Annotated in this window: 13 protein-coding genes and 3 tRNA genes; 3 read left to right on the top strand and 13 right to left on the bottom strand. The window is 24.4% G+C overall.

Annotated features, from left to right (window positions below; translation table 11 throughout):
- Positions 1-67: 67 nt before the first annotated feature.
- The 10 genes from fliP to fliF all read right to left on the bottom strand — a co-directional run bounded on the left by fliP (position 68) and on the right by fliF (position 8,878).
- Positions 68-1,129, bottom strand: a complete 1,062-nt coding sequence (gene fliP, locus BU_RS03185) for a flagellar type III secretion system pore protein FliP (protein WP_407843038.1) — start codon at positions 1,127-1,129, stop codon at positions 68-70.
- Between the two features lie 89 nt (positions 1,130-1,218).
- A complete protein-coding gene (gene fliN, locus BU_RS00460) occupies positions 1,219-1,620 on the bottom strand; it encodes a flagellar motor switch protein FliN (RefSeq protein ID WP_010895934.1) in 402 nt (133 codons plus the stop codon).
- Positions 1,613-2,515 (bottom strand): FliM/FliN family flagellar motor switch protein, encoded by a 903-nt coding sequence (locus BU_RS00455; RefSeq protein ID WP_164927324.1) that lies wholly within the window; start codon positions 2,513-2,515, stop codon positions 1,613-1,615. The genes fliN and BU_RS00455 overlap by 8 nt, the downstream gene beginning before the upstream one ends.
- 105 nt (positions 2,516-2,620) lie before the next feature.
- Entirely contained in the window at positions 2,621-3,187 is a 567-nt protein-coding gene (locus tag BU_RS00450) for a flagellar hook-length control protein FliK (RefSeq protein ID WP_231834385.1), read from the bottom strand.
- Between the two features lie 231 nt (positions 3,188-3,418).
- Positions 3,419-3,757 carry a hypothetical protein gene (locus BU_RS00445; RefSeq protein WP_010895931.1) on the bottom strand — a complete coding sequence of 113 codons (339 nt, stop codon included), beginning with the start codon at positions 3,755-3,757 and terminating at the stop codon, positions 3,419-3,421.
- Between the two features lie 8 nt (positions 3,758-3,765).
- Positions 3,766-4,203: a flagellar export protein FliJ gene (locus BU_RS00440; protein ID WP_010895930.1), complete on the bottom strand. Its 438-nt coding sequence runs from the start codon at positions 4,201-4,203 to the stop codon at positions 3,766-3,768.
- A gap of 29 nt (positions 4,204-4,232) precedes the next feature.
- Positions 4,233-5,636: a FliI/YscN family ATPase gene (locus BU_RS00435; RefSeq protein WP_010895929.1), complete on the bottom strand. Its 1,404-nt coding sequence runs from the start codon at positions 5,634-5,636 to the stop codon at positions 4,233-4,235.
- On the bottom strand, positions 5,594-6,256 hold the full coding sequence (locus BU_RS00430) for a flagellar assembly protein FliH (RefSeq protein ID WP_010895928.1): 663 nt from the start codon (positions 6,254-6,256) through the stop codon (positions 5,594-5,596). The genes BU_RS00435 and BU_RS00430 overlap by 43 nt, the downstream gene beginning before the upstream one ends.
- The gene (fliG, locus tag BU_RS00425) at positions 6,249-7,244 is read right to left on the bottom strand and encodes a flagellar motor switch protein FliG (RefSeq protein ID WP_010895927.1); all 996 of its coding nucleotides are present in this window, start codon (positions 7,242-7,244) and stop codon (positions 6,249-6,251) included. The genes BU_RS00430 and fliG overlap by 8 nt, the downstream gene beginning before the upstream one ends.
- Positions 7,241-8,878, bottom strand: a complete 1,638-nt coding sequence (gene fliF / locus BU_RS00420; RefSeq protein ID WP_010895926.1) for a flagellar basal-body MS-ring/collar protein FliF — start codon at positions 8,876-8,878, stop codon at positions 7,241-7,243. Before fliF ends, fliG begins: the two co-directional genes overlap by 4 nt.
- 263 nt (positions 8,879-9,141) lie before the next feature.
- On the opposite strand from fliF, the gene fliE reads away from it, so the two are divergent.
- The gene (gene fliE, locus BU_RS00415; RefSeq protein WP_009874026.1) at positions 9,142-9,438 is read left to right on the top strand and encodes a flagellar hook-basal body complex protein FliE; all 297 of its coding nucleotides are present in this window, start codon (positions 9,142-9,144) and stop codon (positions 9,436-9,438) included.
- A 93-nt stretch (positions 9,439-9,531) separates the two neighbouring features.
- Here fliE and BU_RS00410 read toward each other — a convergent pair.
- Together BU_RS00410 and gltX are read right to left on the bottom strand one after the other, a co-directional pair.
- Positions 9,532-9,604: transfer RNA gene (locus tag BU_RS00410), tRNA-Ala, on the bottom strand.
- Between the two features lie 173 nt (positions 9,605-9,777).
- Positions 9,778-11,181 (bottom strand): glutamate--tRNA ligase, encoded by a 1,404-nt coding sequence (gene gltX / locus BU_RS00405; RefSeq protein WP_010895925.1) that lies wholly within the window; start codon positions 11,179-11,181, stop codon positions 9,778-9,780.
- A gap of 125 nt (positions 11,182-11,306) precedes the next feature.
- On the opposite strand from gltX, the gene BU_RS00400 reads away from it, so the two are divergent.
- Both BU_RS00400 and BU_RS00395 read left to right on the top strand, forming a co-directional pair.
- Positions 11,307-11,379: transfer RNA gene (locus tag BU_RS00400), tRNA-Val, on the top strand.
- Positions 11,380-11,407: 28 nt separating this feature from the next.
- Positions 11,408-11,480 (top strand) — tRNA-Lys (locus BU_RS00395).
- Positions 11,481-11,492: 12 nt separating this feature from the next.
- On the opposite strand, the gene ligA is transcribed toward BU_RS00395, so the two are convergent.
- Positions 11,493-13,520 (bottom strand): NAD-dependent DNA ligase LigA, encoded by a 2,028-nt coding sequence (gene ligA, locus BU_RS00390; protein ID WP_010895924.1) that lies wholly within the window; start codon positions 13,518-13,520, stop codon positions 11,493-11,495.
- Positions 13,521-13,744 lie beyond the last annotated feature (224 nt).

Raw genomic sequence — 13,744 nt, 5'->3', positions numbered from 1 at the left:
AAACATCTCCATTTTTAAAGTTGATTTAAAATTATTTGTAATAAACAAAAAATATTTTATAAAAATATTATGTATTAAAACTATGTGCTAATGAAGTAATTAATAGTTGCCATCCGTCTACTAGAACAAACAACATTAATTTAAAAGGCAAGGAAATTGTTGAAGGTGGTACCATCATCATACCAAGAGCCATTAATACACTAGCTACAACCAAATCAATAATTAAAAAAGGTATAAAAATAGTAAATCCAATTTGAAAAGCTGTTTTTAATTCACTTGTAATAAATGAAGGCAATAAAATTCGCATTGGTATATCATTTTTATTTTTATAAGAAGAAATATGGGCTAATTTTGAAAACAATTCTAAATCAGGTGTACGTATTTGATTTAACATGAATTTCTTTAATGGCATTGAACCTTTTAAAATAGCGTCTTCCATATTCATTTTTTCTTGACTAAATGGTACATAAGCATCTTTATAGATTTTTTCAAATGTAGGAGACATTATGAAAAAAGTTAAAAAAAGAGCTAAACCAAGTAATATTTGATTTGGTGGTGCATATGGAGTTCCCAATGCATTTCGTAATAGACCAAAAACAATCACGATCCTTGTAAAGCTGGTCATCATCAAAAGAAATGCTGGAAGAAAAGTCAGAGATGTCAAAAAAACTAATGTTTGCACTGGTACAGACCAAGTTTGACTGCCATCATCTAAAATATGACTTGTTAAACCAGGCATATCTGCATGCGCGGAAGGGCAAAGTGACAATAAAAATACAAATGGAATAATTCTATAAAACATTGTTTTTTTCCAGGATGTTTTAGAAAAATTTTTCAAAGAACGATCAAAAAGATTTTTTTGCAACAAAGTATCATTTGTTTCTTTAATTAGTTCATCTTTTGAATTAGACGGAAACGTATGCAAATGACTAATATTTTTTTTTGTCACACCTAATAATAATCTTAATTGTTTAACTTCTACAAGAATAATAGATTCTTGAGATCCAACAGACAATCTTTCTATAATTTTCATACGAGATATTATCTTGTTAATTTTAAAAGAAGAAATCTTTTTTAAGATCCAACTAAAAATTAATATTAGCAATATTATTTCAGACAATGAACTCATTATTTGTAAAAATTTTTCACTGTTAAATATTGGATGAAGAGAATTTGATATTGATTGAAAAAACAAATTATTTTTCATAAAATTTTTATTTAAGATGAAATATTTATAGTTTTTAAGGAATTTTTTATATTAGTAATACGTATTCCGTATTTTTCTTCTAAAACTACAATTTCTCCAGATGCAATTAAATGACCATTCATAAAAATATTTAATGGTTCTTTAATTGATTCATTTAAAATTAACATGCTTCCTTTTGAAAATTTAAGAAAATCTTTTATTTTTATTCTTGATGTTCCTAATTCTACAGTAATATTAACAGGTACATTAAGTATTGTTTTTTTGCTGTCTACTATATCAATAGTATTATCTAATGTACTATTTTTTGAATTTTCTTGGGGTAATAAATTTTTGTCAACATCTTGATCTGTAGGTATTTTTTTTTCAGAATCAATTAATTTGTCATTATCAGAGTTTTTCTGTATCTTACTCATTAGAGTATTCCTTATCTTGATTAGACTCTGAACTAGAGTCAATAAACTCTTCTATAAAAATAATAGACTGTTCATTAAACCTCTTATAATTACCAAGAAATATAGCTTGATCTTGGATAAATCCTGTAATTTTATTAGGTTTTTTAATTGATAAAACATCTCCTATTGATAAATTATAAATCTTATCATACGAAACAGAAATACCAATTATTTTAGATATAATATTTACTTCAACATTGTATATATCATTTAAAGATACTTTATTCTCAATATTTTTTTCTATACATGTATTTTTATGACTATCATATGTAGAAAAAAATTTTTTCTCATTTTGATATTTTAGTATTGATTTGGGAATTAAAAAATTAAAAAAAATTTCTGTATTATTAATTTTAAAATTAAAACAATTAATTAAAAATAATTTGTTAAGATCAAAGTTATATTTTTTAAAATCAAAAAATGTTTTTGTATTGAAAAAATTTATTTCTTTTACAAAATACTTCTTGTAAATTTCAGAAAAAGCATTTGTTATAAATTTCATTATTTTTTTATTAACTAAAGACTCAGTAGAAGTAATATCTCTTATTTTTTTAGTATGATCTTTAAAATCACCCTGGCCTCCAAATAAAATATCTATAATATTAGACAAAAAATTATAGGGAAAAATTATAAAAGATTTTTTTTTATAAGGTAATATTTCTATTAAATTAAGACATCTTAGGTTGGTTATAATTTCTTTATTAGAAGTGCAAGATCCTATTTTTATACTACAGGAAACTAATTCCACGCTATTTTTAAGGAAATTAGAAAAAAATTTTGTAAATTCATCTGAAAAATGACGATTAATCTTTTCTAATATTTTAATTTCATCATGTAGATTCTTACTTTCCCCCATTTTACATGCCTCACAGGTAAAAGTTATTAAAAGACAAGCTAACACGCTTGATTTTTTATATCGAATAGTATCATTATTTTTTGAATAAATATTTTATATTATTTATTAAACATATACATCAATTGTTTTATCTTTTATATAGTCTATTTTTTTTTCATTCCAATTTAATGTTTTCTTGATATGATCTGTGTAATAAATATTTTTATAAAATAAGTTTTTATAATTTTTTAACTGGTTTTTTTTTGAAGAAATAGAAATCTTAAATTCTTTTAATTTAATTCCATTTTTCTTTAATGAATTATACAAAAAAGGCATATAACTGTCTAAAAATGTTTTGACTTCATTATGTTCAGAAATAAATTTTAATGTGGCAATATTATTTTTCATGCTAATTGATACATATATAGACCCTAGCGATTCCGGTTTCAAATGTATCTTAGCTTGATTGTACTTATTAGAAATTGATAAAAGTATTTTATGACTAATTAATTTTTTCCATTCAATAGAATTTTTTGTGTCGCTCGACATAAATGGTTCTATATATGATTTTATAAATTCCTTTTTATTAGAAAGAATTTTACATGAATGTCTTTTACTGATCATGGGATTGATTTTATTGATATTTTTAGAATCAAATACAATCTTTTTATTTTTTTTAATATTTAATGGCAAAATAATTTTTTCTTCGTTATTTATAATTTTTATGTGATTTTTAATGGTGTCAAAAACATTTATTTTTTTTTGAAGTGTTTTATTTTTTAGATTTTTAAAGTCGAAATCATTTTTTTTTTTAATATTACTTGATTCATGAATTTTATTGAAATTATTTTTATGTTTAAATAGTTCTCTTAAAAATTTTTTTTCTGTGGTATTTTTTGTGTTTCTAAAAAAATGCCCCGTTTTTTATAAATTAACCTGGTTGTTATCTATTTTTTTTTTTTTTATTTGATCATTTTTAGAATTATTAAAGTTTTTGGAATTAAAATCTGTATTTTTTTGATTTAAAATATTTAATAAATAATTAACTATAAAATGAGAGGAAATAACAATTTTATCCTTGTTCTCTTTTTTTTCTTCTGCAATAATATGATCAAATTCTATTTTTTTATTTAGAAAATATTGATTAAATCTACTAAAAGTAGATTTTAATAAATATGATGAATTAATAATATTAAAGAAACTATTATTTTTATTAGTCGAAACGTTATCTTGCGATGTTATATTGCTAATTATTTCTATCATTACAATGACTACACCTTTTTAAAAAATTTTAATTGAATATGACTATCATTGATAATTGCGTCCTTTATTTTTTTTATTCTTAATATTTTCCTTTTATGTATCATATTTAAATGTTTCCAAATATTACCTTGAATTTGATTTTTCGACCATATTTTAAAACTTTCTTGAATTATTTTCTCGTCTTTTTTGATTGTATTTATATTATCTTGAATAATTACTTCTAATACAGAAATAAAACTATTATAGTTTTGCCATTGATGTACCGACACACCTAATATTAATTTATCATGTATTTTTCTTAAATATTCTTGTTGATAACCACTAAGTAGTTTTAATTGTTTGATATGCTTTTTTTTATGCAAATAAATATTTTTAATCTTAATTGTTTCTTTTTCTATTTTCTTTTTTTCTATCTTTTCCAAAAGAGAAAATGTTTTATGTTTCATTAACATATCATATCCAGTTTCTTTAAATATTAAATAAATATTTTATTTAATGCTTCACAAGAAAAAAGATAATCACTTTTTTCTGAGATTTCTTGCTGTAAGAATTTTTCTAATTTTGGCCAAATTTTAATCGCATGATCTAAAATTACATCAGTGCCACTCACATAAGCCCCTATATTAATTAAATCTCGATTTCTTTGATAAGACGCAACTAGTTTTTTAAAATAAAAAGCTTGAGAATATTGTTTAGCATTAATAATGTTAGGCATAACACGACTAATAGAAGATTCAATATCAATAGCAGGATAATGGCCTAAATCAGCATAATAACGCGACAACATAATATGTCCATCTAATACAGAACGAGCAAGATGTGAAACTGGATCTTGTTCATCTTCACCTTCAGTTAAAACTGTGTAAAATGAAGTAATAGATCCTTTGTTTTTATTAAATATGCCCGTTCTTTCTATTAAATTAGGAATTTTTGAAAATATAGAAGATGGATAACCTTTAGAGACAGGTAGCTCTCCTAGAGACAATGAAATTTCTCGTTGTGCCATAGCATAGCGAGTCAATGAATCCATAATAAGCAATACATGTTTATTATTTTTATAAAAATATTCTGCAATATTAGTAGCATAAGATGCTGCTTTTATTTTTAATAAAGGAGATACATCTGCAGGAGCGGCGATAATTACTGAACGTGATAACCCTGCTAAACCTAATATATTTTCTATAAAATCTTTTACTTCTCGACCTCGTTCTCCTATTAAAGCAATAACAATAATGTCAGCTTGTGTATATCGTGCTATCATTCCGAGTAAAATGCTTTTACCAATACCAGAACTGGAAAAAATCCCTATTTTTTGACCTCTTCCAATAGTTAAAAGTCCATTAATAGCGCGTATTCCAGTATCTAATACTTCAGTAATTGGAGTTCTATTCAATGGATTAATACTATAATTTTTTATCGTAGAATAATACTTATGATCAATTTTAGGCAATTGATCTAATGGTTGACCTCGTCCATCTAACACTCTACCTAGTAATTCCATACCTAATGGCAATTTTTTTATAAAAAAATTGCTATTGCTAGCTATTTTTGAAAAAACACGTGCTCCGGGAAAAATACCATGAATGTCTTCAAAAGATAATAAAAAAGTTTTTTCTCCCGAAAAACCTATCACTTCAGCATTAATATTCGCATTTTTACCATCTATTGTTCTTTCAATTAAACATTCTGAACCAATAGATGTGTTCAATCCTACCACCTCTAAAATTAATCCATTAATACTAACAAGACGACCATAATTAATAATATCAGATAGCTTCTCAATTCTACTTTCAAAAGAAGAAATATTTTTTAAAAATTGAGCAAATCTTAAATTCATTAATATTCCTCTAAATAAATAAGACGACATAATTGCTGCCATCTAGCATCTACGGTCGCATCTATATCCACACTTTCTGATTTAATTTTACAACCATTTAAGTCTATACCGTCGTCACAAACTATAGTCCATTTGTGACTATTTAAAAATTTTTTAAAAATATCTTCTATTAGTGTTTTATTTTTAGGATGGATTATAAACTGTGGTTTTTTTAAGAAAACACCCTCTTTATTAATTATTTTTTTTATGTAATTTAATAAAATTTGTTTATCTATATCAATTTTTTTCCCAATTACATAAGATGAAATTTTTAAAACTGTTTTTAGTAATTGAGAACATAGTTCATTTTCAAATTTAGCAAGAGAATTTTCAAAATTTAAAAATAAATCATTTAATTTATTTTTCAACAAAGTGTTCTCCTCTTTGCCTTTTAGAAGTCCTGTTTGGAAACCTGTTTCATATGCTTTTTTTTGTGTTAAATTTATCTCTGACGTTTCTTTGCTAAAAGTAAGATCTTTTTGATTTTTTTTATCTATAAAAAAATCTTCTTTTTTAAAATTATTAGAAGAACATAAAATTTTTTTAATTTTTTTTGTATTTTTAAAAGATATATTTTCCGGATACCATTTCGTCCATTTTTTTTCTAAGATTAAATTAGACATAATATTCTCTTAAATTTTTTAATGAAATTCTTCCGTTTTCTACAATGCTTTTAAGCATTATTAAAATCAGTTTTTGTTCATTTTTTATAGAAATATCAGAAATATAAGATTTTTTTTCTAAATTTAAAGTTAGTTCGTTAGACTCTGTATGAGACATGTTTTTAAAAAACTTTTCTCTGATTGCTTGACTAGTATTTTGAAGCGCAATGTGTAGTTTTTCTTTTTCGATATTTTCAAGTAAAATTTTAATATATTTATCATCTAAATCTACTAAATTTTCAAATAAAAAAATTTCTTTAATAATTTTATCTGCTAATTGTTCGTTAGATTTACTAATATTTTCTATAATTTCTTTCTCATGCTTTATTTTCATCGAATTTAAAATTTGAGCGGCAGTTTTTATCCCTCCTTTTTCTGATAAAATTAATTTTTTATTTTTTAATAAATTGTTAATCACCTGAGTTAATTCCACTAAACTAGACTCTTCAATACCATGAAAATCTACAATTCTTAAAATAATTTCAGCACGTTTTTTATCACTAAGAAACGAAAGAACTTCAGCTGATTGATTTTTATTTAGACATATGAGTATTGTAGTAATAATTTGAGGATGCTCTTTATCTAATAAAAAAGCCACTTGTTTTGCTTTCATATAATTAAGAGCTTTAATGCAAATCCTAGCATTTCGAATTTCTAAAGCCTCTTTTAAAAGAGACGTGCCTTTTTTTTCTCCTAATGCTTTAGTTAGCATCTTAATAAGATATTTATCACTATTATTACAGTTAAATGCATTGTTTTTTATTGCAAGGTTATAACACTGTAGTAATATTTCATTTAATTTTTGAGCAGAAACTCGTTTAATATTTACCATAGCGGTAATTAGTTCTTGCACTTCAAAAGGAGTTAAATGTTTTAATATTTCCCCTGCTTGATCAGAACCTATTGCCATTAATAACAACGCACTTTTTTCAGTACCATTTACAATCATATTTTATCACTCATCCATTGACGAATAATCAACGCTATAGTACGTGGATTCTGATTAGATATATTACAAATTTTATGAATTAATTTATCTGTATTAGTATTATTTTGAAGATCTACTTGAAAAGTATTTTTTTCTATAATATTACGTGTATCTATACTTTTTTTTTCTTGTACAGGTATTGTATTTTGAAACGTATTATTTTTTGAAAAAGGACATATGTACTTTTTTAATAAAAGAAAAAGAAGTGCAAAAGAACAAAACCATGGTGCAAAATTATATAAAAAATTTGATTTTCTAAAAGTATTTATATGATTTATATGAACTGGTATTTTTTGATCATATTTAGCAAATGATGCATTAACAAGATGAACACTATCTCCTCGAGCTTTCGAATATCCTATTGCTTCTCGTATTAAATGTTCAATATTTTTTATTTTTTGTGTGCTTAAAGGGACAAATTTTCCATTTTTATCTTTAGAAAAGTTCACTATAACTGCTGCTGATAACCTTTTAATTTCTCCTATGTTCATTTTTGTATGTGATACACTATGATTTAATTCATAATTTACTGTGTTATCACGATTAATTTTACTATCAACAGGAATATAATTATTTTTTAAATTTTTACTATTTTTAATATTATTATTAAAATAAACATGATTATTAGAGTTAGATAAAGGAATAGGCGTCTCTTCTTGAATATTGCTCTTTTCTATTTCGTTGTGAATAATTATTTGATGCGATCTTATTGATTGATTTTTATGATCACTATTTGGTGAATATTTTTCCTGTGTTTTTTCTTGTGCATTAAAATCTATCTGAGCAGTAACTTGAGCGTAAATATTCCCAATTCCCACTAATGGTTCTAAAATATTTTTTATTCTATTTCTATAGCGAGTTTCAATCTCTTCAGTATATTTAAATTGTGAATCATTCACCTGATCATATTCCACAGAAGTTTGATTTAATAACTTACCTGATTGATCTACAATAGTAATATTTTCCACTGGAAGGTCAGATATACTACTTGAAATTAAATGCATTATAGCATTAATTTGACCTGTATTTAGATTTCTTCCTGGTTGTAATTCTAAAATAATTGAAGCTGATGATTTCTTTTTATCCTGTAAAAATAGTGATGATTTAGAAAATGCTATATGTATTCTGGCATTTTTTACAGAATTAATTTTTTTTATAGTTCGAGCTAATTCTCCTTCTAAAGCACGATGATAATTTATTTGTTCATTGTATTGACTAATTCCAAATTTTTCTTTATCTAATAATTCAAATCCAATACTCCCGCCTCTAGGCAAATTATTTTCTGCTAAACGCAATCGAATTTCATATACTTTATCTTTTGGAACTAATATTGGACCATCAGAATCAGTGAATTGATAAGGAATTTTCATTTCGTTTAATTCGTTAATAATAGATCCACGATCTTCATTAGATAAGTGATTATACAAAACTTGATACTCAGGAGATTTAATCCATACTGAAATAGAAACAGCAGTAATAGCTGCAGCTGTTAATAAAATAATTAAAAAACGAGAATTTTTTAAAAAACCAGATAAAAAATTATTAAATTTTTTTTTCTCTTTTAAAACGGACTCTTCTATAGTACTGAAATTCATGAAATCTTCCTATCTAATATAATTATTTCTAACTATAATTTAGTGAAAACTACAACATACACCAATAGTATGAAATAAAAAAATTTCCTGTTAAATTAATTTTAATTCAATGCTTATTAAGAATATATATATAAAAAATATTATTTAATTTTAATATTATATATTTATCTTTTATGAAGATATTATTTTTATCTTGATAAAGATATGATAGTATTTGAAAAATTTAAACATATAAAAATTATTTTTTTTTATAGAGGAAGATTATGTTTATTGAAAATATCAATCATCAAAATATTAATACAAAATTTAATTTGTTAGACGCACAAAAAAAAGACAGTGAAAATTTTATAGACTATATAAAAATAGCACTAGGAGAAATAAGCAAAAATCAAAATCATGCAAAAATTGATTCTGAAAAATTCATATTAAATCAATCAGGAATTTCTCTAAACGATGTAATGATCAATTTAGAAAAATCTTCTATTTCTATGCAATTAGCAGTACAAATAAGAAATAAAATTGTATCAGCTTATCAAGAAATTATGAGTCAACAAATATAATTTATAAAAGTTACTGTGCTGAATAAAAAAAAATTTAGCACAGCGTTAAAAAATATTTTTTATAAAATTTTCAATCTAAAAGAATAAATTTCGTGGAGCTAAGCGGAATCGAACCGCTGACATCTTGCATGCCATGCAAGCGCTCTACCAAATGAGCTATAGCCCCAAAATATTACAATATAAAAACACATGAATCCTGTCAATTTATTTTTTATAAATAATTTTTTAAATGTATTTTTTGTAAAAACTTAAACATAATCTTACTAAAAATCATATGTGTCAAATTTTTTATAAATAATTTTTATATGTCTCAGATAAAGATATTGAAAAATACTATTTTTATAAATTTTTAATATAATTAACAACGTTATTGATTCTTAATAAAGCTTTTTCTTTTCCAATTAAAAGTATGACAGTACTTATACTAGGCGAACAGATATCTCCTGTCATAGAGATACGTAATATCATACTAATTTCTTTTTTTGTAACTTTGATTAATTCAGATACGTCATTGATTATTTTAGATATATTTTTGTTGTCCCAAATAGATAATTTTTCAATTTTCTTATAACATGTTTGTAAAATAAAACAATTTTTTCTTGTAAAATATTTTTCTATGACTGTATGATTAAAAAAATTAATTTCTTCGTAAAAATATCGACAAGATTCTGTTATTTCTTTTAAAGTATGATGACGACTTCTAAATAATTTAACTAACAATTCTAAATCAGGACCCTTTTCTACATTAATATTTTTCTTTTCCATGTAATTCTTAAGGCAGTCAGAAACATAATCTAATGGTGAATTATTAATATAATATTTATTCATCCATAAAAGTTTTTTAAAATTTACTGTACTAGAAGATTTAGTAATAGATTTTAAATTAAATAATTCTTTCATTTCTGAGAGGTTAAATATCTCTTTGTCGCCATAAGACCAACCTAATCGTATGATATAATTTAATAATGCTTCTGGCAAAAATCCATTTTCATAGTATTCAATTATATTTATAGCATTTTTTCTTTTAGAAATTTTATTACCTTTCTCATCTAAAATCATTGATAAATGTGCATACACAGGTATTTTTACTTTTAAAGAATTCAAAATATTGATTTGACGGGGTGTATTACTAATGTGATCCTCTCCACGAATAACATGAGTAATTTTCATATCCATATCGTCGACGACGACACAAAAGTTATAAGTAGGCATACCGTTAGAACGTTGAATAACAAGATCATCTAATTCAGCATTATCAAAAACAATTTCTCCTCGAATTTTATCTTGAAATTTTACTTTTCCAAAAAGTGGATTTTTAAACCTTATTACATGATTTTGATTTGATATATTCTTGATATTTAAATTTCTACATGTACCAGGATAGCGTGGTTTATTACCTTTTTCAATTTGTTTCTTTCGTATTTCTTCTAATTCTTGACAAGAGCACACGCAAATATATGCATCTTCTTTTTCTAACATAACATTAATAACTTCTTTATATCTATCTAATCGTTTAGTTTGAAAATAAGGACCTTCATCCCAATTGAGACCCAACCATTTTAATCCATTAAAAATAGAATCTATAGAAATTAATTCAGAACGTACTAGATCCGTATCTTCTATACGCAATACGAACTTTCCATTATGATGTCTTGCAAACAACCAAGAATACAAAGCAGTACGAATGCTTCCAATATGTAAGTTTCCAGTGGGACTAGGTGCAAAACGAGTTTTTACTTTCATGTATTCCTCAGAAAATAGATTATAATTTAATCATTATGATTAAATTTACACCAAACAAATATTATTTTTTAAAAAAAGATTGACTCTATCACATCTATCTTTACAATATAAATAGGTGTAGAAAAGGGTGATTAGCTCAGTTGGTAGAGCTCCTCCTTTACACGGAGGAAGTCGGCGGTTCGAGTCCGTCATCACCCATAAAACATCATTGAAAAACTCTTTAAAAGGGTCGTTAGCTCAGTTGGTAGAGCAGTTGACTTTTAATCAATTGGTCGCAGGTTCAAATCCTGCACGACCCAAAAAATATACTACTACTCTTTAATACGAATTAAAGAATTTAACTCCTCTTGATTAATAATTTTGACGTCTAGATCTTTTGCTCTAAAAAATTTTGAACCGAAATTATTGCCATAAATTAAAAAATCTGTTTTTCTAGAAATATTATTTGAAATTTTTGCACCTAAACTTAATAAAATTGTTTTTAACTCTATTCTTGAAAACGATTTAAAAACCCCTGTTAAAACAATTTTTTTATTAAAAAAATAAGTTTTTTCTGAATTTATTTTGTGGATTTCTTGATCATTCAAAAAAATTCCGGCTTGTTTTATTAATTTAACCACCATTTCACGATTTGAAATTGTAGAAAAATAATTAAATATATTATTTGAGATAATTTTTCCTACTCCTGAAATACAATTTAGTTCTAAAATATTAGAATTCATCAATTTATCTAATTTTATAAAATAATTTGCTATTTTTCCCGCAACCACCTCTCCTACACCAGGTATACCTAAAGCATAAATAAAACATTTCAGAGTAGTTTTTTTACATTTTTTAATACTATTAATAATTTTTATACTTTTCCGTTTTCCAACATTTTTCAATTGAATTAAATCAATATCTTTAAGGTAAAAAAAATCTATTGGATTCTTAACTAATCCCTTTTCTACTAATTCATTGATAATTTTCGGTCCTAAACCGACTACATATAAAGATTTTTTTGAAAAAAAATGATATAATGCTTGTTTTTTTTGCGCATCACATGTTAATCCAGAATGACAGCGAATTAATTTTTCCTCAATATTTTCTAATAATTCTGTATTGCATACCGGACAAAAACTAGGAAAAATAATTTTTTTTGCATTGTCACAACGTCTTATCTCAATAACATTTAATAATCTTGGTATAACATCACCGGAACGACAAATAGTAATAGTATCATTAAAATGTAGGTTTAATCTTTCTATTTCATTTTTATTGTGTAATGATGCCTTACTAATCATAACTCCAGATATATAGACAGGATTAAAATAAGCTACAGGTGTAATCACGCCCGTTCTACCAACTTGAAATTTCACATCATTTAATGTTGTAATCCTTTCTTTAGGAGAAAATTTAAATGCTATAGCCCATCTCGGTGATTTTGTGGTAGATCCTATTTTTTTTTGCAATTCTAAAGAATTAACTTTAATAACAATACCATCTATATCAAAATCAAGAAAATTTCTTTTTTGTGCAATTTTTTTATAAAACTGGATAATCTCTATGTCACTTGAACAAATAACAATTTCTTTATTAACTGGTATCCCCCAAGATAAACATTTCATTAATCGTTGATAATGAGTTGTTAGCTCTTTGTTAGTTTTTACAAAAAAATCACATCCGTGACATGAAAATATTAATTTTCTTTCAGCTGTAATATTTGGATCAATATGACGCAATGAGCCCGCTGCTGCATTTCGAGGGTTAGAGAAATATTTATTTTGATTTAATTTATATTTTTTATTTAATTTTATAAAATTCGATTTCAACATAAATACTTCACCTCGAATTTCTAATCTTTTAGGTATGTCAATTCCTTTTAATTTTAAAGGGATGGAATCAATCATTCGAGCATTAGATGTAATATTCTCTCCTTCAAAACCATCACCGCGAGTTGCAGCTCGCACAAAGATGCCTTCTTCATAAATTATACTAATAGCTACTCCATCTAATTTTAATTCACAACAAAAGGATAATGGCTCATTATTATGGATGGATTTTTTAATTCTTTTTTTAAAGTTTAAATATCCATTAACATCAAAGGTATTTTCTAATGATAACATAGGGGAAAAATGTTTAATTTTTTTAAATTTCTGCAATATGTGCGATCCTACTTTTTGAGTAGGTGAGTCTGAAGGAATAAGTTCTTTATTTTTTAGTTCTAATTCATACAATTGACGAAATAAGTAATCATATTCTGCATCAGAAATAATTGATTGATTTAATGTATGATAAAAATATTCATACTTTAAAAGAATTTTCCTTAATTTTTCGATTTTATCTTTAGTAGATGTCATGAATTTATTATATATAATTATCGTATAAAATAGACAAGTTTTAAAATTTTTTTTAAATTTTATAAATTAATAATATTGATAGTTTAAGATATTTTTTATTATATAATTTTTATTTGCAATTAAAAACAATATTTTAAAATAAGTTCCACTAGAAAAGATAATAAAAAATATTTAACTATAACACTGGAATAATATTCAATTTAATATGATGTAATTATTATGTC

Origin of the sequence: Buchnera aphidicola str. APS (Acyrthosiphon pisum) (assembly GCF_000009605.1) — a bacterium.
In the GTDB taxonomy this organism is placed as follows: Bacteria; Pseudomonadota; Gammaproteobacteria; order Enterobacterales; family Enterobacteriaceae; genus Buchnera; species Buchnera aphidicola_I.
The sequence above is the reverse complement of the archived record's forward strand: the minus strand, read 5'-3'. Positions and strand labels throughout refer to the sequence as shown.